This window comes from Nocardia sp. IFM 10818 (assembly GCF_054655275.1).
This window is the reverse complement of the sequence record NZ_BAAHJH010000001.1, coordinates 6,633,019-6,656,358: the sequence shown is the minus strand read 5'-3', so window position 1 is coordinate 6,656,358 and position 23,340 is coordinate 6,633,019. Positions and strand designations below refer to the sequence as shown.

Below are 23,340 nucleotides of genomic sequence, written 5' to 3'. Positions count from 1 at the left end.
GAGCCAAATGCCCGATAATCGGAGAACTGGCGAGAATGAAATGTCCCATTCCCGGAAGGGTACGGAGGAGGGCTGCACGACGGCACCGGACAAATCCGATGGACGCGACCCTCTTTCCGGCCTCCACGGCGGGGCGCGAGGATGGGCGCCGACCGTACCCGTGATGATCCGTCCGCCGTGGCGGGCCTATCATTGGATCGGTGTTCTAATCCTTCTGGGGAGTGAGGTTAGTTGATGTCAACTGGTTCACGGCGCGCCTATCGCACCGGGCTGTCGAGAGAGCCGATCGTCGATGCCGCGGTGGCGCTGACGGTCGAGCGCGGCCTCGGCGGATGGGGCATGCGTGATGTCGCGGCTCGCCTCGACACGTCACTGTCGGTGATCTATCACCACGTCGGTGACCGGGGGAGTGTGTGTGCCGCCGTTGTCGATCGAGTCTGCGCCGATATGGATCTGACGATGGTTTCCCCGAATTGGCGACTGTCACTGCACAGAGTGCTGTCGTTGATGATCGACGGTTTCGCCCGCTATCCGGGTGTGGCAACCTGGCTGCTGCACAACGGCCCCCAGACCGAGGCGCTGATCCCGGTGCTCGACGCGGGGATGACCCTGATGCTCGACGCCGGCTGGGGTGAGGAGTCCGCGATCGCCTATTCGGTCGCGTTCAACACCTGCCTGGGCCTCATCGCGCTCGGCGACCAGCAGGTCGGGGCTGCCGATCCCGGACTCCAAGGCCTGGCCGCCCTGATCGCTTCGGACCCGACGACCGGCCCCGGAGCCAAGCGGATGCAGCAGATGGTCGAGCGGTTCACCGCCGAGCCGCCCGAGCGTGACAATGCCCGGCGCGACTACTGCCTGTACGCGCTCGACCGGGTACTCGACGGTCTGGAAGCGCGGCTCGATCAGATCGCGAGCGGGCGGGTCGCACCCGGGTAGGGTCCGCCCGGCCGGGCGCTTGCGGATTTTCCGCGGACGGCGGCGGCTCGTCGATCGTCGACCCCTTGGGCTGACCATGTGCGCGCCGTACGATCCGAAACAAAGTCATCCGCCCGGAAAAGGAACAGTCGAACAATGGTGATTCGCGCAATTGCTCCCTATCCGTTTCCCGAGGAGCAGCGACTGCCAGTGAATACCGTATCGTGGCAACTCGATCCCGGTCGGTGTGCATTGCTCATACACGATATGCAGCAATATTTCCTGGACCCCTTCGCGGATTCCAAATGGGAACTCATCGAGCGAATAACACTGCTCCGCAAGTATTGCGCCGACGCTGGAATTCCCGTCATCTTCACCGTGCAGCCGGGTCGTCAAGATCGGTCGGAGCGCGGCTTGTTGCTCGACTTCTGGGGCTCGGGTCCCGACACGCGCGTCGACATCCCCGCCGAGTTGACGCCCGGCGACGCGATCATCCTGACCAAACGCCGATACAGCGCCTTTCATGGGACGGCCCTGCTCGAGCTGCTCGCCGAACATGGGCGAGACCAGCTGCTCGTATGTGGCGTCTACGCCCACATCGGTTGTCTGGCAACAATTCTCGATGCCTTCATGAACGATATTCAGCCGTTCGCGGTTGCCGACGCCATGGGTGACTTCTCCTTGCGGCACCATATGGGCGCGCTCGAGCACATAGCCACCCGATGCGGCGCGGTGGTGAGCTCGGCCGCGGTGCGGCAAGCGCTGGCCGGTGCGCGGTCGTGAGGGCGGGTACCCCCTTCACGCCATGGCCGGCCGAATCGGTTCGTCGATACCGGGAGGCGGGACTGTGGGCCGGGACGACCTTCGGCCGCGTGCTCTCCGAGTCGGCGCAACGGCACGGTGAGCGCACAGCCGTGATCGACTCCGCGGGACAGTGGACCTACGGTCGCCTCGATACCGCGGCCCATCGGCTCGCCGCGGGCCTGTCCGGGCTCGGCATCGGATCCGGCGATCGGGTCGTGGTGCAACTGCCGAACATCGCCGAGTTCGTGATCGTCTGCTTCGCATTGTTCCGAATCGGCGCTGTTCCGGTGATGGCACAACCGATGCATCGCGACCACGAGATCCGGCATCTGTGCACGCACAGCGAAGCGGTCGCGCATATCATCGCCGACCGGCACCTCGGGTTCGATTTTCGGCAGCTGAGTACACGTGTCCGCGCCCGATGCCCGAGTGTGCGGCACACCATCGTGCACGGTGACGCCGGCGACCACCTGGCATTGGCGGACCTGTACCGCGACCCGATCCCGCTGCCGGACCCCGACCCGGGCGACATCGCACTGCTGCAGCTGTCCGGTGGAACCACTTCGGCGCCGAAGCTGATTCCGCGCACGCACGACGACTACGCCTACAGCGTGCGCGCGAGCCTCGAGGTGTGCCCGCTCGGTGCGGAGGACGTGTACCTCTCGGTGCTGCCGGTGGCGCACAACTTCCCGCTGAGCTCGCCGGGCGTGCTCGGTGCGCTGTACTCCGGTGCGACGGTGGTCCTTTCACCGACTGCCAGTGTGGATGATGCATTCGCCCTGATCGAAAGGCATCGGGTGACCGTCACCGCGGTCGTGCCGCCGATCGCGATGCTGTGGCTGGGCGCCGCGCCCGCGACCGGGTACGACCTGTCGAGCCTGCGGGTTCTCCAGGTCGGCGGAGCGCGCCTCAAACCGGCGGTCGCCGCACAGGTGCCGACCGTATTGGGCTGCGCCTTGCAGCAGGTGTTCGGGATGGCGGAGGGGTTGGTGAACTACACCCGTCTCGACGATCCGGCCGACATCGTCATCGAATCTCAGGGCAGGCCCATGTCCCCGATGGACGAGATACGCATCGTCGACGACGACGACGTGGACGTGCCCGAGGGTGAGCCGGGACATCTGCTGACCCAGGGGCCGTACACAATTCGTGGCTACTACCGGGCGCCGGAGCACAATGCCCGTGCGTTTACGGCCGAAGGGCTGTATCGCACAGGCGATATCGTCCGGCGACTCCCCTCGGGAAATCTGATCGTGGTCGACCGTGCCAAGGATGTGGTGAACCGCGGTGGCGAGAAGGTCTCGAGCGAAGAGGTCGAGGAGCAGCTGGCCGCACACCCTGATATCCGCGATGTGGCGATCGTCGGGGAACCTGATGACGTGCTCGGCGAGCGCGTGTTCGCGTTCATCGTGCCGAACGCCGCGCCACCGAAGGCCGGGGAGCTGAAGGCGTTCCTGCGCGATCGCGGCCTGGCCGCCTACAAGATCCCCGAACGATACGAATTCATCGACGCCCTGCCACTCACCGCGGTCGGGAAAGTGAGCAAGAAGGCTCTGCGGCAGCGTTTTTCCGCTGACTGACGAGGTCGGGCACTTCCGTTGCGGTCGCGGGCGGTTTGGGTAAGATCCAAATTGGAACAGTGATCTAACTGCCCGGAGGGAGACCATGAGTACGGCCGTTCTGGATACGTCCTCCGCCGTGGAGACACCGCCCGAAGAACCGGGCGGGCTCGGCGTTCTGCTCGCACCGGTGCGCGTTCGATTGGCCGTGGCGGCGGCTCTGCAATTCGTCGGGGCGCTGGCGAGCCTCGCTCCCTACGTCGCGATGGTCGAGATCGCGCGCGAATTCCTCACCGGCGATGCGGTCGATCGCGGCCGGGTCTGGACGTGGGTCGCGGTCGCCGCCGTCGGCTTCCTCATCCACACCGTTCTCGCGGCGGTGGCCTACACGATCAGCCATATCGCCGACGCCGATGTCGGGTTGCACATCCGGCGCAGCATGTCCGAGCGGCTCGGCCGGGTTCCGCTCGGATGGTTCACCGAGCGCAGTTCCGGCCAGGTGAAACGCGTGATGTCCGATGACGTCGGCTCGGTCCACCACGCGGTCGCGCATGTGGTCAACGATCTGGTGGCCGCCGTGGTCACGCCGATCGTCGCCCTGGCGTACCTGTTCTGGCTCGACTGGCGGCTTGCGCTGATCTGTCTTGCGCCCCTGCTCATCTGGTTCGGCCTGGTCGCCTACATGATGCGCGACGAGGATGCGCGGACCGCGCGCTGGAGCGCCGAGTTGGACAAGGTCAATGCCGCAGTCGTCGAGTTCGTGGACGGCATCGCCGTGGTCAAGGCGTTCGGCCAGGCCGGACGCGCACAGGATCGCTATCGCAGAGCCGGCGATGATCTCGCCCGCTTCCTCGCGGAGTGGGCCGGCCCGATGCGGAAGCTGGATGCCATCGCCTCCCTGATCATCTCGGCGCCGGTGCTGCTGCTCGTCGCGCTCGGGGGCGGCGTGCTGCTCGATGCCGATCCCGCCGAGATCATCGCGTTCGTCATGCTCGCGGTGGGTCTGGGCGCACCGGTCCTGGCCCTCGGATTCGGCGCCGCGGCGATGCAGGTCGCGTCGGACGCCGCCGGACGGGTCGCCAGGCTGCTCTCGACTCCGGAACTCCCGAGAACGGCGCGGCCGCGGACCCCCGGTGGCGCGCGTGTCGAGTTCGAGTCCGTGCACTTCTCCTACGACGGGCGCACACCGGTGATCAATGGTGTCGACCTGGTGCTCGAGCCCGGTACGGTCACCGCACTCGTCGGCCCCTCGGGGTCCGGCAAGTCGACGCTGGCGCGGCTGCTTCCCCGCTTCTGGGATGTCGGCGAGGGCGCTGTGCGTATCGGCGGTGTCGACGTACGGGAGATGTCCGAGCGCGATCTCTATCGCCACGTCGGATTCGTATTCCAGGAGACGTTGCTGCTGCGCACCAGCATTCGCGACAACATCGCACTCGGCCGGCCCGACGCCGGTTTCGCCGAGATCGAGGCGGCCGCGCGCGCGGCGCAGATTCACGACCGGATCACCGCGCTGCCCCGGGGGTACGACAGCGCGATCGGCGAGGACGCCCATCTGTCCGGCGGTGAGGCGCAACGAGTGTCGATCGCGCGGGCCATCCTCGCCGACACTCCCGTGCTGGTGCTCGACGAGGCGACAGCCTTCGCCGATCCGGAATCCGAAGCCGCAGTGCAGGATGCGCTGTCGCAATTGACAGCGGGCCGGACCCTGCTGGTGATCGCCCACCGCCTGCACACGATCCGTGCCGCCGACCGCATCGTGGTGCTCGGGCAGGGCCGGGTGATCGAAGCGGGACGACACGACGAATTGATCGCGGCCGGCGGCCGATATCGGCAAATGTGGGACGCGCAGTCGGTGAGCCGAGAGGAATCAGTATGATTCGCAAGCTGTTTCGCATCGTCGACCCCGGCGATCGGCCGCGGTTCGTACGGTGGATAGGTTTGATCGTCGCCTACTCGGCGCTGCAAGGCATCTGTGTTCTGCTGGTCGTGCCAGTGCTGCGCCCATTTTTCGACGGCGACCGCGACGCCGCGGTCCCGTGGCTGCTCGCGCTCGCGCTGGCGACCGCCGTGACCTGCGGGGTGTTCTACGCCCAGGCGATGCACGGCCAGCAGATCGCCGATGATCTATTACTGGGGATGCACCACCGGGTCGGTGACCACTTGACGCGCTTGCCGCTGAGCTGGTTCGGAACCGACCGCACAGGGCGTCTGACGCAGTCGATGTCGCAGGGGACGGCGAACATCATCGGCGTACCGGCCCACCTGATGCAGCCCGTCATCAGCGCGGCGGTCACGCCCGTGGTCGTGGCCTTCGGTGCGCTGCTGTTCGACTGGCGTCTGGCAGCGGCGCTGTTCGTCGCCGGATCGGTCCTGCTCGCTACGCACATCTGGGCGCAGAACGCCATCGCACGCAGTTTCGGTGCGATAGACCAGGCCGCGGTCGAGTCGGCGGGCCGGGTGGTCGAGTTCGCGCAGTGCCAGCCCGTGCTGCGGGCATTCGGTCGCACCGGCGCCGACAACCCGCTGCTCGACAAGGCGCTGCTGGGTCAACGGCGCGCGTACGACCAGCTGAACCGCGATGCGGTCTCCGCATTGCTGGCCTTCTCGGTCGTCGTGCAGGCCGCGTTCGTGGCGCTGATCGCCATCGGTGTCGCGCTCGCGCTGAGCGGTTCGCTCGATGCCGCCGAATTGATCGCGCTGCTCGTGCTCGTGGCCCGCTTCATCGGTCCGTTGATCGAGATCGTCGATCACGCGGCCGCGTTGCGGATGGCGTCGGAGGACATCGACCGGATCGACGAGGTGCTCGCCGTCGAACCGTTGCCCGAGGGGGCCGGGGGCGAGCCCGTCGATCCGGGCGGCGTCAGCTTCCGGAACGTGGCCTTCGGCTACGACGACCACCCTGTCCTGCACGATGTCACCTTCGACGCGCGACCCGGAACGCTGACCGCGATCGTCGGCCGGTCGGGTTCCGGCAAATCGACCCTGTTGCGGTTGGCCGCGCGCTTCTGGGATGTCGATGCCGGCACCGTCCATGTCGGCGGCGCCAACGTGCGTGAACTGAACACCGAGGCGTTGATGGGCCAGCTGGCCATGGTGTTCCAGGACGTGTACCTGTTCGACGACACCATCGAGGCCAATATTCGGCTCGGGCGCCCCGACGCCACCGTCGAGGAGATCCGCGACGCGGCGCGGCTGGCGCGCGTGGACGAGATCGTCGATCGGTTGCCCGACGGCTGGAACACCCGCGTCGGCGAAGGCGGGGTCAGCCTGTCCGGCGGTGAGCGACAACGGGTTTCGATCGCACGGGCACTGGTGAAACAGGCTCCGATCGTGCTGCTCGACGAAGCGACGGCGGCCCTGGACCCGGACAACGAAGCGGCGGTCGCCGCCGCCATGCGGGTGCTCGCCACGGATCGGACGCTGCTCGTGGTCGCACATCGACTGCACACCGTCGCCGCGGCCGACCAGATCCTGGTGCTGGACGAGGGCCGGATCGTGCAGACCGGGACGCACGACGAACTCATCGCGGTGCAGGGGCGCTACCAGGACTTCTGGCGGGAACGAGAAAGAGCGAAGGGTTGGCGGCTGACCGTATGAAGAATAACTATGGCCTGCTCACGGCCCTGTATGTCAGTCAATATCTGGGATTCTCGTTCTTCGGCGTGGCGCTGATCGCCATCCTGCGTGACCGCGGCGCCTCGCTGGAGGAGATCGCGGCGGTCGAGACCGTCGCGCTGATCTGGGTTCTCAAGCCGCTCTGGGCGCCGCTGGTCGATCGGTTCGGCTCGTATCGCGGCTGGCTGCTGGTGCTGCAACCGGCACTGGCCGCCGCACTGCTGCTGGCCACCCCGCTCGATCCCGTCGACGACCTCGGGTTGTTGATGCTGATCGTGGGTGTCGTCGCGCTGCTGTCCGCCACACAGGACATCGCGACGGACGCGATCGCCGTGCGGATACTCGCGGCCGGTCAGCGCGGATTCGGCAACGGATTGCAGACAGCGGGCGGCTATCTCGGCGGAGTCCTCGGCGGCGGACTGACGCTCGTCGTCTACGACCGGCTCGGTTGGGCGGCAGCGATTGTCACACTCGCGATCGCCACGGTGCTGCCGATGCCGCAGATCGCCGGGTTCACCGAACCGCCGGTCGGGCCGGCGATCCGCCGGGTGCGCCTGCGTTCGGTGTTCCGCCGCCCCGGGATGTCCCGGTGGATGTTGATCATCCTGCCGCCCTGCATCGCCGGGCTCTACGGTGGCTACGCGCTCCTGTCACCGATGCTCGTGGACAGGGGGTGGTCTCTGACCTCGGTCGGCGTGACCACCAACGCGCTCGGCGGACTCGTCGGCATCGTCGCCGGTATCGCGGCGGGGATGCTGATCTCCCGGTACCCACGGCGATCGATGCTGGTCTGGACGCAGTGTGCGCAGGTGCCGGTACTGGCGCTGCTCGCTCTCGCAGGGCTGTCGTCGTCCTCGACGATTGTCCTGGTCGCGGCCATGGCGGTGCAGGCCGCCATGGCCGCGACGATGACGATGGTCTTCACGATCACCATGGATATGTGCGGTGAGAACAGCGCGGGCACCGACTTCACGGTAGTCACCAGCTTCGTGCTGTTCGTCGGCATCGTCGGTGGGATCATCGCGACCGCGCTCGCCGAACCGCTGGGGTATGCCGCGACGCTGGCGGGTGCGGCACTGGTCGCCTTGCTCGGAGTTGTTGTCGCCGCGCGCTGGTATCGGGACGGCGATTCTGCCATAGCACCCGGGCCTGCCACCATTGAAATGTTTAGCAAATAATTGGCATATGCAACGGACTGGTGTCTGGCTCTTTTGGAATAAAGGTGATGGCGAACGCTGCAGAGCTTCTCAAAATTCCCGCCAATTGATTTGGCGAAGCATGCTAAGAAACTCTGCCCTCCTGTGTGGAATTTATTCCCATGATTCGAATCTAAATTGTAGTGCCTTGCTATATTGACGACTCGCCGTGTGTCTGCAATATGACTTCCGGCTATCGCCCGAGTGGCGCGGGATGGATCTACGGTCTTTAGCGACCAGTTTCCGGACTTGCGGCTGCGCGGGTATCCGGCGCGATGCCGCGATACTCTCTAATGAGGTGTCCACTTCGAATTCGAATTCTCGTATGTGCTGGTAACAGGCTGTTTTTCTGTGTGCTCATCTTCCATGGCCGGCGCGGTGACTGAATTGATCACCGCGCCGGCCTTGCTGGCATGCCTCCGTTTTCTGTGAATCGATCGGCCTTGTATCAGCCTTCTGATATCGGCGAATGCTGTTTCCTATCGTTTGGGCCGAAAGTAGTAACGGAGGCTCACCTATCCGCTTGCCCGAGTGGCCTTATAGGTGCAGTCCGTTGTTTTCCTATTGCCGTACAGATCGTCGATTGATCATGCTGACTCGGGGTTCAACGCAGGAAAAGAGGCGAGATGTTTTCGATCGCAGAAGATACTTCGGCAGGCTTTCTCAACAGCGGCGATAGGGCTGAAGTAAAGATCTGTGAGTTAATTCTTGGCGATTCGCCCCGGAAGGCCGAGAACGTCGCACACATCCAATCTCTCGCATCGGTGAAGGCCGAGCTGCCGCCGATCGTCGTGCACCGCGCGTCCATGCGGGTGGTCGATGGCGGACATCGACTGCGGGCGGCGCAGCTCCGCGGTGACGAGACCATCGATGTCCTGTTCTTCGACGGCGACGAGCGCGATGCCTTCGTGCTCGCGGTCAAGCTGAACAGCGCACACGGTCTGCCGCTCACGCTGGCCGACCGCAAGGCCGCGGCGGTGCGCATCATCGAGGACCGCCCGGAGTGGTCCGATCGCGCGATCGCCGGCATCGCCGGAATCTCGGACAAGACCGTCGCCTCGCTGCGGGGCGAAGCAGGCGATATCGTGCCGTCGGAGCGACTGGGCCGTGACGGTCGCTACCACCCGCGCAACCGAGTCGACGGCCGGATTCGCGCGAGCGAGCTCTTCGCCGAGAACCCGCACGCGTCGGCGCGCGAGGTCGCCCGGGCCGCCGGAATCTCGGCGACCACCGCCAAGGATGTCCGGGCACGGATCCGCCGCGGCGAGAGCCCGGTTCCGCAGCAGTACCGCACCGAGGCCGGGGCCGACGCCGTCGTCGCTCCGCTCCCGGTGACACCGGCCATCGATCGCCGTTCCGTGGTGCGCAGGCTCCGCTCGGATCCATCGATGCGGTTCTCCGAATCCGGTCGCACACTGCTGCGCTGGCTGGAAGCGCTGAGCGCTGACGGCGACGAATGGGACGCCGTCGCAAGCAATGTCCCGCAGCACTGTACCCGCGCCATCGTCGATCTCGCCCGCCTGTGCGCGGCGGACTGGCAGCGGTTCGCGGACACGCTCGACAGTCGCAGCAGCGAATACGCCTGTTGACGGTCTGGCAACGATGGATTTGGTGGGAGAGGCAATGGTTTTCAACGGGCCCGTACCCCGGGTCGCGGACGACGCGACGGTCACTTCGCAGATTCCGGAGAGTCGGCACGACATCGTGCTGCTCGTCGCGCATCTGCTCGGCGAGGAGCCGGAGGACATCGATCCAGCGGCGAACCTGATCGAGGCCGGCATCGACTCGATCAGGGTCATGCAGGTGGTCGATTCGTGGAGCCGCCGGGGTCTCGGCGTGAAGTTCGCGGAACTGTTCGAACGACCGACGGTCGCCGATTGGTGGGAGTTGGTGGCCGCGCGCACACCGGAGCGTCCGGCCGATGTCGTCGCGGTCGTCGTCGATGAATTCGCCCCGTTCGAGCTGAGCCCGATTCAGCACGCCTACCGGGTGGGGCGCGGCGACGACCAGCCGCTGGGCGGCATCGGCTGCCATGTCTATCTCGAAATCGACGGCGACGGTATCGATCCCGCTCGGCTCGACACCGCGATCGATGCTGTCGTCGCACGGCACGGGATGCTCCGGGTCCGGATCCTGGATGATGGGACACAGCAGATCTCGCCGCAGTCGGACCGGCCGGGGCTTCGAGTGCACGATCTGCGTGATCGCGGCGATGGCGCGCAGGTGCTGAGCCGCCTGCGGGACACGTTGTCGCACCGCCGGCTCGATGTCGAGCGCGGCGAGGTGTTCGACGTGCAGCTGTCGCTGCTGCCGAACGCCGGGACGAGACTGCACATCGAACTCGATCTGCTCGTCGCGGACGTGTTGAGCTTCAACATCTTCCTCGACGACCTCGCCGCGGCCTATCGCGGCGGACCGGAAGCACTGCGGCCCCTGGCGTACTCGTTTCCGCGCTACCGCGCCGAGCTCGCCGCGCAGCGTGCCGGAACCGTCGAACGCGATCGGGCGTACTGGACCTCCCGGTTGGCGGAACTGCCCGCCGCACCGCCGCTGCCGCTCGCCGTCGAACCCGAACGAATCGTGTCCCCCCGCTTCCGGCGCATCGCGCGCTGGCTCGATCCCTTCGCCTACCGGCTGCTGACCGCCCGGTCCCGCGAACACGGCGTCACCGTCGCCATGACGCTCGCGACCGCGTTCGCCGAGGTGCTCGGGCGCTGGAGCGGCACTTCGCGGATGCTGCTCAATGTTCCGATCTTCGACCGGAAAGCGTTGCACCCGGACATCTCCGAGGTGGTCGCCGACTTCACGAACCTGATCCTGCTCGATGTCGATCTCGGCGCCGAAGGCTTCCTCGAGCGAGTCCGCCGCACCCAGCGGCGGTTCCAGTCCGACATCTCCCATAGCGCGTACTCCGGATTGGACGTGCTGCGCGACCTGGCGCGCCACGACGGCGGGCATGCCGGCGCACCGGTGGTCTTCGCCAGCAATCTCAATAGCGGGGACCTGCTCGGCGACGACTTCCGGGAATCCTTCGGCGAGCTGGGGTTCATGGTGTCGCAGACGCCGCAGGTGTGGCTGGACCACCAGCTGATGGAGATGCACGACGGGCTGTACCTGAACTGGGACTACGTGCCCGAGTTGTTTCCCGAGGGCGTCATCGAGAGTATGTTCGACGCCTACTGCGGTGTGCTGGACTGGCTCTCGCACGCCGACTGGTCCGCCGCGGTGCCGATCGAATTGCCGTCGTCGCAGCAGGTGGTGCGCGAGGTGGTCGGCACGACCGAGGGTCTCGAGCCCGGACGCCTCTTGCACGAGGCCTTCTTTCAGCGCGCGGCCCGGGAGCCGGAACGCCCGGCGCTGCTGTGGGGCGACGAGGGGCAGTGTTCCTACGGCGCGCTGGCGGACCGGGCATTGCGGATCGCCGGTGGGCTGATCGCCTTCGGTGTGCGCCGCGGCGACCTCGTCGGCGTGACGTTGCCGAAGGGGCCCGATCAGATCGCGGCGATCCTGGGCGTGCTCGCCGCGGGCGCGGCCTACGTGCCCGTCGGCATCGACCAACCTGCGGCGCGGCGCGATCGGATCTTCGCCGCGGCCGACGTCCGATACGTGCTGACAGACGATGCCGACCGGGACTGGCCGTCCGACATCGGCGTCTGCCCCGTGGCGGAGATCGACGGTCCCGCGTTGCCGGGGCCGGTGGGGGTCGGCGTCGGCGGCACCGCGTATGTGATCTTCACGTCGGGGTCGACAGGGCAGCCCAAGGGCGTCGAGGTCTCGCACCGAGCCGCGGTGAACACCGTGGAGGACATCAACGAACGGTTCGGCGTCAGCGCCCAGGATCGAGTATTGGCCGTGTCCGCGGCGGATTTCGACCTGTCGGTTTACGACATGTTCGGACTGCTCGGCGTCGGCGGTGCGCTGGTGCTGGTCGACGAAGCGGATCGGCGCGAAGCGCAGCGCTGGGTGCAGCTCTGCCGGCGCCACGGCGTCACCGTGTGGAACAGCGTGCCGGCGTTGTTCGACATGTACTTGACGGCGGCCCACGCCGTTGCCGGGCAGGACGTGATCCGGGTGGTGCTGCTCTCCGGTGACTGGATCGGTCTCGATCTGCCGGGGCGGTACCACGACCGGTGCCCGAACGGCCGATTCATCGCCCTGGGTGGGGCGACCGAGGCCGCGATCTGGTCCAACGCCTTCGAAGTTGACTGGGTTGAACCCGAATGGCGTTCTGTTCCATACGGTTTCGCGCTGCGCAACCAGTGCTACCGGGTGGTCGACGCCGACGGACGGGACTGCCCCGACTGGGCGGCCGGTGAACTGTGGATCGGCGGAATCGGGCTCGCCGAGGGCTACCTCGGCGACACCGCCAAAACCGCCGAGAGATTCGTGTGGTGGCAGGGACGACGCTGGTATCGCACAGGCGATATGGGGCGCTTCTGGCCGAACGGCACACTCGAATTCCTCGGTCGATTGGACCACCAGGTCAAGGTGCGCGGTCATCGAATCGAGCTGGGCGAGATCGAATCCGCACTGGAGACCCATCCCGGCGTGGAACGTGCGGTGGTGACCACCGTCGACCTCGGCGCGCACCGCAGGATCGCCGCCGCCGTCACTCTTGCCGGCGTCACCGAGCCCGCCGATGCGGACCTGGAACAGTGGCTGCGCGAGCGGCTGCCCGGGCACATGATCCCGGAGCAGTTCGTCACCGTTGCCGCCCTGCCCTTGACCGGCAACGGCAAGGTCGACCGGGCCGCGGTGGCCACCGTTCTGGCCCGGGCCCAGATCACCGGCGGACCGGCGGACGCGCCGCCGCGAGGGCGGATGGAGGAGCTCGTCGCCGAACTGTGGCTGGAGCTGCTGCCGATCGAACAGACGAGTCGGACGGACAACTTCTTCCGCTGCGGCGGGGACAGTCTCATCGGCACCCGGCTCGTCGCGCGACTGAGCGCCCTCGGCATCACCGGTGCCGAGTTGCGCGGATTGTTCGCGAACCCGACCGTGGCCGGCTTCGCGGCTACCCTGGCCGTCGGGGACACCGCGGCGGCCGCGTACGAGCCGGATCCGGACGCCCGATTCGAGCCTTTCCCGGTCACCGACGTACAACGCGCCTACCTCATCGGTCGCCGGCCCGAATTCACCCTCGGCGGCATCGGCACCCACTTCTACACCGAATTCGACGGCGAGGACATCGATCTCGATCGGCTGGAACACGCGTGGAACACGCTGATCGAGCGGCACGACATGCTGCGGACGGTGTTCGACGGCAACGAGCGGCAATGGGTGCGGCCCGAGGTCGAGAGGTTCGTCATCCCGGTCGCAGACGCATCCGCGGACGAGGCCGACGCGGTGCTCGCGGCGCTGCGGGAGGATATGGCGCACCACACCTTCGAACCCGGCCGATGGCCGCTGTTCGATGTGCGCGCCGTCCGCTACGGATCCCGGGTCCGGATCGGCGTCAACCTGGACAACCTGATCGTCGACGCGCTCAGCATCTTCATCCTGCTCGCGGAACTGGAACTGCTGTACCAGGATCCCGCGGCGCGACTACGTCCGGTCGGCATCACCTTTCGCGACTACGAACTCAACACCCGGCCGACCCCGGACGCCGTCACCGCCGCCCGCGAGTACTGGCTGGAGCTCATCGACCGGCTGCCGCCACCGCCGGACCTGCCGCTGGCCACCGATCCCGCGCAGATCCGGGAACCACGCTTCGCGCGCCGGGACACCTCTATCGACAGGGCGAGCTGGACGCGGATCACCGAGCGCGCACGCGAGCACGAGATCACGCCGTCGGCCCTGTTGCTGGCCTGCTATGCGGAGGTGCTCGGAGCGTGGAGCACCCGGCAGGACATGACATTGACGCTGACCACCTTTCAGCGCAATCCCATCCATCCCGATGTGGACAACATCCTCGGCGAGTTCACCTCGCTCCTGCTGGTCGCCTACGACCCGGACTCGGACGCGGGATTGGCCGCGCGGGCCCGCGGTCTGCAGGAACAGATGTGGCGGGGCCTCGACCACCAGGCGGTGTCCGCGACATGGGCGCTGCGTGAGATGGCGCGGCGGGCCGGAGCCGCCGAGATGAGCATGCCCGTCGTATTCACCAGTGCGCTGGGCGTTCTGGATGGACTGGATACCAGCGCCGCGTCGGCCTACGCCGAAACCTCCTGGGAGATCTCGCACACGCCACAGGTTTCGCTGGACCTTCAGGTCCGGGAGTACGCGGACGGGGTCGCGGTGAGCTGGGACTTCGTCGAAGGACTCTTCGCGGCCGGGGTGATCGACCAGATGTTCACAGCCTATCGCGCCGCGCTCGATTGGCTGGCCGACGGTGATTGGTCGGCCGTCATGCCGGTGGCGCTGCCACAGCGGGACTCGCTGCCGGCGTGGCGTGAGGAGAGCGGTCGCCTGCTGCACGATGGATTCTTCGACTGGGCCGACCGTGATCCGGATCGGGTGGCGCTGATTCTCGCCGACGGCGGTCAGCTGTCCTACGCGAGTCTGGCGCGGCGAACCCTGGCGGTGGCCGGCGGTCTGGTGGCCCGCGGGGTGCGCCCGGGCGATCTGGTCGGGGTGACCCTTCCGAAGGGGCCGGATCAGGTGGCCGCGATCTTGGGTGTGCTCGCGGCGGGCGCGGTCTATGTACCGGTCGGCGTGGATCAGCCGTCGAAACGGCGTGACCGGATGTACGCATCGGTCGGGGTCCGGTACGTGGTGACCGATGAGCCCGGCGCCGGATGGTCACCCGATATTCGGATCGTCTCGCCGACGGCTCCGGGCGGAGCGGCGTTGCCGGGTCCGGTGCGGGTAGCCGTCACCGCGTCGGCGTACGTGATATTCACCTCGGGCTCGACGGGCCGGCCCAAGGGCGTCGAAGTGCCACATCGCGCCGCGGTGAACACCATCGAAGACGTCAACGAACGCTTCGGCGTCGGCGCCGAGGATCGGGCGCTCGCCTTGTCCGCGGCGGATTTCGACCTGTCGGTCTACGACCTCTTCGGGTTGCTCGGTGTCGGTGGCGCGCTGGTGCTGATCAGCGAAGAGGACCGCCGGGAGGCCCGCCGCTGGGTCGAACTGTGCCGCACGCACGGGGTCACGGTGTGGAACAGCGTCCCCGCGCTGTTCGACATGTATCTCACCGCTGCCGAAGCCGACAGCGCACCCGATCTCATCCGTCTGGTGCTGCTGGCCGGTGACTGGGTCGGCATGGATCTGCCCGTGCGATACCGGGCCAGGAACCCGCATGGCCGATTCGTCGCGCTGGGCGGGCCGACGGAGACCGCGATCTGGTCCAACGCCTATGAGGTCACCGAGATGGATCCCGAATGGCGTTCCATCCCTTACGGATTCGCTCTGCACAATCAATGCCACCGGGTGGTCGACGCCCTGGAACGGGACTGCCCCGACTGGGTTCCCGGTGAATTGTGGATCGGCGGAGTCTGTCTCGCGCGCGGATATCGGGACGACCCGGCCAAGACCGACGAGAAGTTCGTGGTCCGGGCGGGACAGCGCTGGTATCGCAGTGGTGACGCGGCACGGCGCTGGCCCGACGGCACCCTCGAGTTCCTGGGCCGGCTCGACCACCAGGTCAAGGTCCGCGGCCACCGAATCGAGCTGGGCGAGATCGAGACCGCTCTCGAGGCGCACCCGCACATCGAGCATGCGGTGGTGACCACCGTCGGCAGCGGCGCCCACAGCCGGCTTGCCGCGGCCGTCACGGCCGCGCATCACGGCGGAGCACGGGCGACCGAAGGGATGGCGCTGCTCGACGTGGTGCTCGCCGACCGGCACGCCGGGGGAGTCCCGCTCACCGACCGCGCGGTCGAGGCGTCGATCGTGGAGGCCAGAATCGCCGGATTGCTCGCCGCCGGAATCGAATCGGGCCCCGCCTCGGTGGACGACATCGCCGCCGCGCTCGGCGCCGCCGACGACTTCCGTGATCTGCTCCGGCTCTGGCTCGACTGGCTCACGGAGCGAGACGTGGTCATCGCGCGCTCGAGTCGATTCGAACCGGGCGAGCGCTGGAACGAAGTCCGTGATCACGCCAACTGGACAGCGCAGGTGGCCGCGGCGCACGGCAGCCTCATGCAGTCGGTCGCCGAACGCCTGCTCGTCGCCGACGGCGACCTCAGGGAGATTCTGCGGGGAGACCGCTCACCGCTGACCCTGATAGAGGATCCGGTACTGGCGCCGGAGTCGCTGGTCGCGCGGCAACCGGACGTCCTGGCCGCGATCGAGCGGATCGCGCGAACCATCACCGCGATCGCGGCCGAACTCGGCCGGCCCGTACGAGTCGCCGAACTCGGTTGTCGCACCGGTATGGCCGCGCGCCGGCTGCTCGAGAATCTCGACGGCGACGTCATCGAATTCACCCTGCTCGACGACTCGCCACGGCTGCTGGACCTGGCCGCGCAACGCCTCGACGGCCTGCCTCACCAGCGGTCGTTCCAGCCGCTGCCCGGCGGGCTGCTACCGGCCGACCTGCGCAACCGCTTCGATGTCGTCCTCACCGTCGTCGCGCTGCATCGTTACCGGGATCCGGTCGACGGTGTACTGGTCGCCGCGGACCTGCTCGCCCCGCGCGGGTTGCTGCTCGGTATCGAGCACAGCGAACTCGCACCGATCGGATTGCTCACCGCCGCAGTGCTCGAGCGCGGATTCGGCGGGACGCGACGTAGCCCGATGCTGGACCGGATGCGGTGGACCGACGCCATGACCGCCGCCGATCTGGCCGAGATCGAGATCGTCGAACACGACGACTCCGCGCTGCTGCTACTGGCCGCGCGCTCGGCGGTCGACCGCCCGGTGCTCGATGTGGAGCAGGTGCTCGCCGGAGTGCGCGGCGAGGTGCCGGCCTACATGGTGCCCGAGCGATTGACCGTGCTGCCTCGGCTGCCGCTGAGCGCTCGCGACAAGGTCGACCGGGCCCGCGTAGCGGAGATGCTCGCCTCGACCGGCGACGGCGAGGAGGCCGGCGAACCCGCGAGCACCGACCTCGAACGTGCCGTCGTCGAACTGTGGACCGCCCTGCTGCCGGCGGTGAGCGCCGATATCGGCAGGCGTACCAACTTCTTCGCAGTCGGCGGCGACAGCCTGACCGCAACACATTTCGCCGAGGCGGTGCGCCGCCGGTTCGGCGTCGCCCTGGCGCTGCGGCAGATGTTCGCCGACCCCACCGTGACCGCGGTCGCGGACATGATCTCCGCCCAGCTCGACGATTCAATGGAGGACGGCACGATATGAGCGAGCTGACAATCGGCAGCGCCGAATCGACTCCCCAGCAACTGATCACGGAACTGGCAAAGGTGGGCGTGCATCTGTGGGAGGAATCGGGGCAGATCCGATTCCGGGCGCCCAAGGGTGTGATGACCAGCGAGCACATCGCCACCCTGCGCGCACACAAACCCGCGATCCTGGAGGCGCTGCGCAGCGCGGGACTACCCGCCATAGTCGCCGATTCCGGGAACGCACACGAGCCGTTCCCGCTCACCGACGTACAGACCGCGTACCTGATGGGACGCAGGCACCGGTATGCCTTCGGCGGCATCGCCTGCCACATGTACGTCGAGGTCGAGTACGACGACCTCGATCCCGTTCGCCTCGAGCAGGCGTGGAACCGGCTGATCGCACACCACGAGATGCTGCGCGCGATCGTGCACGAAGACGGCTCCCAGCAGGTGCTGCCCGAGGTTCCGCACTACCGGATCGCGCAGGCCGACCTGCGGGCCGCTACCGCGGAAACCGTCGAAAGCTTCCTGGCGACGGTCCGCGACGAGTTGGGCCATCAGCAGATCGACACCGGTCGCTGGCCTTTGTTCGAACTGCGCCTCACCCGGACACCGGACCGGGCCGTGCTGCACGTCTCGGTGGACTTCCTGCTCGCGGACTGGGTGAGCATCTCCATGCTGCTGGATCAGATCGAACGCCTCGAGCGGGACCCGAATCATCCACTGCCGCAGACCGAGGTGTCGTTCCGCGACTACGTGATCACCGAGCGCGGCATGCGCGACGCCGCGCAGTATCGCATCGATCGCGACTATTGGCTCGCCCGGGTCGACGAGCTGCCGCCCGCCCCCGAACTGCCGATCGCTTCCCGCGAGGACGAGGTTCCCACCTTCACCCGCCGGGTTCTGCACCTCGGGCCCGGCGATTGGGCCGCGCTCAAACGGCGTGCGGGCGGAATCGGCGTCACCGCGTCGGGCGCGGTGCTCGCGGCCTACGCCGAGATCATCGGAATGTGGTCCAGGCGGCCCGATTTCACGCTGAATCTCACGCTGCTCAACCGGCTGCCACTGCACGCGGACGTGCCCAAGCTGGTCGGGGACTTCACCTCGGTCACCCTGCTCGAGGTGCGGCCCGGGGGAGCGGAGACCTTCGCCGAACGGGCACAGCGGCTCGGCACCCAGCTGTTCGACGATATGGACCATCGACTCTTCTCGGGTATCGAGGTGATTCGTGAGGTCGCTCGCCGGCGCAGCCAGGACGAAGCGCTGATGCCGGTCGTTTTCACCGGGTCCATCGGCCTGGACAACGGCAATGACGAACCTTCCTCCGGACGGCTGGGCTACGGCATCAGCCAGACGCCACAGGTGTGGATCGACTGCCAGGCCCTGGAGCGCAACGGCGCGCTGCAACTGAATTGGGACGTGCGCACCGAGGTGTTCCCCGACGGGCTGGTCGACGACATGTTCGCCGCCTTCGAGGATCTGCTCGGCAGCCTGGCGCGCGATGAGAACGCCTGGCACGCGAAGACTCCGGTGTCGCTGTCACCCGATCAGGCGAACCGGCGCGCCGCGGTCAACGCGACAGCGGGGCCGGTGCCCGACGCACTCCTGCACGAGCCCGTGTTCACGGCCGCGCGGCGTCACCCCGATCGGATCGCGGTGGTCGACTCGGCCGGTGGCCACACCTACGGCCGGTTGGCCGCGCGGGCCGGCGCCGTCGCCGAGGCGCTGACCACTGCCGGAGTTCGACCGGGCGGCATCGTCGCCATCGCGGTGGACAAGGGGCTCGACCAGATCGCGGCGGTCCTCGGTGTGGTCGCGGCCGGTGCGGTGTACCTTCCGGTCGACCCCGGACAGCCGGTAGCCCGGCGCGACCGCATTCTGCACGACTCCGGCGCCGCTTTCCTCGTCAGCGCCCGGATGGACGCCACCGCACCGGATTCGGTCACCTGTATCGATATGGCGGCCGTCCCGGTGCAGGGTTCCGACTTCGACCTCACGGCGCGCCGGCGCACACCCGACGACCTGGCCTACGTGATCTACACATCCGGCTCGACGGGGACGCCCAAGGGCGTGATGATCAGCCACCGTGCGGCCATGAACACCATTGCCGACATCTCCGAGCGCTTCGATGTCACGGCCGAGGATCGGATGCTCGGTCTGGCCAATCTCGGATTCGATCTGTCGGTCTACGACATCTTCGGCGCCCTCGGTGCGGGCGGAGCGCTGGTGCTGCCCGATCCGGACCGGCGCGGCGATCCCGCGCACTGGGCCGAACTGGTCGCGCGGCACGGCATTACGGTGTGGAACTCGGTGCCCGCCCAGTTACAGATGCTGAGCCACTACCTCTCGGCGAACACCGAGGTGGAAGTGTCGTCGCTGCGGGTGGCACTGCTGTCCGGCGACTGGATTCCGGTCACGCTGCCCGACGAGATACGGACGCGGATTCCCGGGCTGCGGCTGATCAGCCTCGGCGGCGCGACCGAAGCGTCGATCTGGTCGATCCACTACCCGATCGAGACGGTCGACTCTGGCGCGGCGAGCATCCCCTATGGCTATCCGCTGCGGAACCAAACATTTCACGTCTACGACCAGGCGCTGCGTGACCGTCCGGAGTGGGTGGCCGGTGAGCTGTACATCGGCGGCGTCGGCGTCGCCCTCGGGTATCTGAACGATGAGGAGCGCACCGGGCACCGCTTCCTGATCCATCCTATGACGGGCGAAAAACTGTATCGCACAGGTGATTTCGGCCGATATCTGCCATCCGGGGCGATCGAGTTCCTCGGCCGGGAAGACAGTCAGATAAAGATCCGGGGCCACCGGATCGAACTCGCGGAAGTGGAGTCGGCGATTCTGTCGCATCCGGCCGTCTCCGGCGTCGTCGTGCTCGTCGAGGGCACCGAGACCATGCGCCGCCGGCTCGCTGCGTTCATCACGGTCATCGAGCCGCTCGGCGAGCCGGATCTGGCGAAGTACCTGCGCGAACTGCTGCCCGGCTACATGTGCCCGGCGGCGTTCCACGAGGTGCCGGCGATACCGGTGACCGCGAACGGCAAGGTCGATCGCGCCGCCCTGGCCGCGCGGCTGCGCAACCACACCGAGGTCGCGGCCACCGGCGGCGATGAACCCGCCGAGGGCTTGGAAACGACACTGGCGCAGCTGTGGGCCGAGGTGCTCGGGATCGAGCGGGTCGGCCGCACCGACGATTTCTTCGCCCTCGGCGGGAACTCGTTGCTGTCCACCCAGCTGGTGGCCAAGCTGCGCGACCGGGTACCCGAAGCGGCGAGCATGTACTTCGACACCCTGGTGCGGGAGTTGCTCCCCGACCCGACCGTGGCGGCCATGGCGCGCTACCTCGCGAGCGCCGCTCTGGCCGTGAGCCCGGAGCCCGCCCGGCGCCGGATCACCTCGCCGCTGGTGCGTCTCGGCGAGGGCACAGCGGACCCCGTCATCGTGCTCGTGCACGACGGCACCGGCAAGTTCTACAACTTCGCCGCCCTCCCGACTCTGCTCGATCCGGCTCGGAAAGTGCTGGGGCTCACCGCGGGTGACGCCGACACGTACCTGCGCACCGGGCCCGAACGCTTGCTGGAGCGCCGCGCCGCCGCGTACGCGCGGTTCGTCCGGGCGGAGCGTCCACAACGAGTCCAGGTGGTCGGTTACGGCTCGTCCGCGGTGCTGGCGTTCGAACTCGCCCGCGAACTCGTCGCGGCGGGCACACCCGTCGACACGGTCGTGCTCGTGAATCCCTACCGCATTGCCGACCAGGCGCGCGCCGAGACCGAACTGGAGTATCTGTTCGCCCAGGAAATCGGTGTCGCGCCGGAGACCGTCGGCTTCCCGCCGGCGCTCGCGCAGGTGCCGGAGCATCCGTTGTCGACGACCGCCGCCGAGCGGATCGAAGCGATCGGCGCATCGGTACAGATCGCCACCGACATCACCACGGCCGGACGCTACGACATCTTCCGTGCCACCGTCGAGGCGCTGCGCGACTACCGGGTACGGCCCTACGCGGGCGAGGTCGTCGTGGTGGGGTCGCCGCCGGAACCCGAATTGGCGGGTCTGGTGGACGAATTGTCCGCCGGGCTCGGCGATCTCATCGTCCACCCCGAGCGGGACGAGACCATGGCGGTGCTCGCGGCGCTGCTGAACGGCAAGCCGTCATGACCGCGCGAATCGGACTCCTCGGCGGGTACGGCGCAGTCGGCGCGCTCATCGCGGAGCGGCTGCACAAGCGAGCGGCGGGCGAGCTGTCGATCGCCGGGCGCGACCCGGCCGCCGGTCGCGCGTTGATCACCGACGTGCTCGGCGGCGCGGGCGAATTCACCGAGCTCGACCTGTTCGATGCCGCAGCGCTGGCGCGGTTCTGCGCACGGTGCGACGTCGTCGTCAACTGCGCGGGGCCGACGCGGCTGATCCTGGATCGCGTCGCGGTGGCGGCGCGCGGGGTGGGCGTGCCCTATATCGACATCGGCGGCGACCACCCGGTCCACGACCGATTGGACGGCGACACCCAGTGGTGCGCAGTGCTTTCCGCTGGAATGATTCCCGGCCTGACCGGGCTGCTCCCGCGCTATCTGGCCCGGGGCTGTGATGCCGTCGAGTCGTTGACGGTGTACCACGGCGCGCGCGACAGCTTCGGGTACTCCTCGGCTTACGACTACGTCGTCGGCATCCGGTCCGGGGACGACACCCCGCTGGCGGCGTGGCGGGGCGGTCCGCGCGAAGACGCGGTGCGGCGTCGAATCGACCTGCGGCTGCCGCATTTCCCCGAGCCCGTCACCGCCCAGCCCTACCTGTCGCCCGAGGCCCGCCGGACCGCGACGGACCTGCGGATCGCATCGGGAACCTGGTACTCGGTGCTGGACGGTGAACGGCTGCCGCTCGTGCTGCAACAGGTCCCGGGCGTCGCGGCGGCCGAGATCGGCGCCATGGCCGAGCAGGTACGGCGGGCAGCCGAATTCGACGCTCTGGGCCGAACCCGGCACGCCACCATGCTGTTTCAGCTCGACGGCAGTAATGCCGGCCGCGCGGTCACCCGGTCGCTGGTCCTGCGTGCCGAGGGCGCCACGACGCTCGTCGCGGCCGCGGCGGTACCGGCGATCCTCGCGATGACGGCGGGCGAGATCGATCCTGGCGTGCATTTCGCGGCCGAGGTTCTCGCACCCGTTCGCGTAGTCGACGATCTGTCCGCCGACCCGGCCGTCCTGCATCTGTCCGAACACGACCTCGCGCTCGACGCGCTGATCGCACTCGACGAAGGATCGATATGAGAACCGCCGACCAGTCCCGTTTCCGGGTCTACCGACCGGATCCAGCCCCGCGGCTGCGGCTGCTGTGTTTCCCGCACGCGGGCGGCTCGGCGAGCTACTACCGCGCGTGGGTCGAACTGCTGCCCGACGGTGTGGAACTGGCGATCGCGATCTACCCCGGTCGTGAGGACCGGTTGGTAGACGCGCATCCGGACACCCTCGAAGACCTGGCCTGCGAATTCGTTTCGGCTCTGCCGCAGGGCGCGCCGCTGGTGCTGTTCGGCCACAGTATGGGCGCCGCCGTCGCATTCGAGGTGGCCCGCCGCGCGCCCCACCGGGCGGAGCGATTGATCGTTTCCGGGCATCCGCCACCACATCGCTTGCGCCCCAACGATGTACATCTGCGGACGGAGCAAGGACTGCTCGACGAGCTGCGCGGTCTCGGCGGCGTCTCCCCGGCGCTGTTCGACCACCCGGAGATCCGCGAGCTCATGCTGCCGACGATCCGCAGCGACTACCGCCTCATCGAGCGGTACCAGCCCGGCCCGGTCACCCCGCTCGACATTCCGATCACCGCGGTGATCGGAACCGACGATCCGGAGATCACCGTGGACGAGGCCGGCGCGTGGCGGGACTGCACCGTGGCCGGCTTCGAGCTGCACACCATGCCCGGCAACCACTTCGCCCTCGTCGAACGCCGCCACGACTTCATCGACTGGCTGTCGCAGCAGTTGACCACGTCCGACGCGTACTGGCCGTCGACGCCCTGACGAAC

Annotated in this window: 11 protein-coding genes; all 11 read left to right on the top strand. The window is 67.8% G+C overall.

Annotated features, from left to right (window positions below; genetic code table 11):
* Positions 1 to 234 precede the first annotated feature (234 nt).
* The 11 genes from ACYQ5L_RS30895 (at position 235) to ACYQ5L_RS30845 (ending at position 23,335) form a co-directional block, all read left to right on the top strand.
* Positions 235 to 936 carry a TetR/AcrR family transcriptional regulator gene (locus ACYQ5L_RS30895; protein WP_459961745.1) on the top strand — a complete coding sequence of 234 codons (702 nt, stop codon included), beginning with the start codon at positions 235 to 237 and terminating at the stop codon, positions 934 to 936.
* A 135-nt stretch (positions 937 to 1,071) separates the two neighbouring features.
* Positions 1,072 to 1,698 (top strand): isochorismatase family protein, encoded by a 627-nt coding sequence (locus ACYQ5L_RS30890; protein ID WP_459961744.1) that lies wholly within the window; start codon positions 1,072 to 1,074, stop codon positions 1,696 to 1,698.
* Positions 1,638 to 3,299 carry a (2,3-dihydroxybenzoyl)adenylate synthase gene (locus tag ACYQ5L_RS30885; protein ID WP_459961743.1) on the top strand — a complete coding sequence of 554 codons (1,662 nt, stop codon included), beginning with the start codon at positions 1,638 to 1,640 and terminating at the stop codon, positions 3,297 to 3,299. Before ACYQ5L_RS30890 ends, ACYQ5L_RS30885 begins: the two co-directional genes overlap by 61 nt.
* An 85-nt stretch (positions 3,300 to 3,384) precedes the next feature.
* Positions 3,385 to 5,154, top strand: a complete 1,770-nt coding sequence (locus ACYQ5L_RS30880; protein WP_459961742.1) for an ABC transporter ATP-binding protein — start codon at positions 3,385 to 3,387, stop codon at positions 5,152 to 5,154.
* Complete coding sequence (locus tag ACYQ5L_RS30875) at positions 5,151 to 6,875, top strand: ABC transporter ATP-binding protein (protein WP_459961741.1); 1,725 nt, start codon at positions 5,151 to 5,153, stop codon at positions 6,873 to 6,875. The genes ACYQ5L_RS30880 and ACYQ5L_RS30875 overlap by 4 nt, the downstream gene beginning before the upstream one ends.
* Positions 6,857 to 8,071, top strand: a complete 1,215-nt coding sequence (locus tag ACYQ5L_RS30870; protein WP_459961740.1) for an MFS transporter — start codon at positions 6,857 to 6,859, stop codon at positions 8,069 to 8,071. The genes ACYQ5L_RS30875 and ACYQ5L_RS30870 overlap by 19 nt, the downstream gene beginning before the upstream one ends.
* A gap of 644 nt (positions 8,072 to 8,715) precedes the next feature.
* Positions 8,716 to 9,678, top strand: a complete 963-nt coding sequence (locus ACYQ5L_RS30865; protein WP_459961739.1) for a ParB/RepB/Spo0J family partition protein — start codon at positions 8,716 to 8,718, stop codon at positions 9,676 to 9,678.
* Positions 9,679 to 9,712: 34 nt separating this feature from the next.
* Positions 9,713 to 17,332, top strand: coding sequence for an amino acid adenylation domain-containing protein (locus tag ACYQ5L_RS30860; protein ID WP_459961738.1), 7,620 nt, complete (start codon positions 9,713 to 9,715; stop codon positions 17,330 to 17,332).
* Positions 17,329 to 21,480: a non-ribosomal peptide synthetase gene (locus tag ACYQ5L_RS30855; RefSeq protein ID WP_459961737.1), complete on the top strand. Its 4,152-nt coding sequence runs from the start codon at positions 17,329 to 17,331 to the stop codon at positions 21,478 to 21,480. Before ACYQ5L_RS30860 ends, ACYQ5L_RS30855 begins: the two co-directional genes overlap by 4 nt.
* The gene (locus ACYQ5L_RS30850; RefSeq protein ID WP_459961736.1) at positions 21,477 to 22,586 is read left to right on the top strand and encodes a saccharopine dehydrogenase NADP-binding domain-containing protein; all 1,110 of its coding nucleotides are present in this window, start codon (positions 21,477 to 21,479) and stop codon (positions 22,584 to 22,586) included. The genes ACYQ5L_RS30855 and ACYQ5L_RS30850 overlap by 4 nt, the downstream gene beginning before the upstream one ends.
* Entirely contained in the window at positions 22,583 to 23,335 is a 753-nt protein-coding gene (locus ACYQ5L_RS30845) for a thioesterase II family protein (protein WP_459961735.1), read from the top strand. The genes ACYQ5L_RS30850 and ACYQ5L_RS30845 overlap by 4 nt, the downstream gene beginning before the upstream one ends.
* Positions 23,336 to 23,340 lie beyond the last annotated feature (5 nt).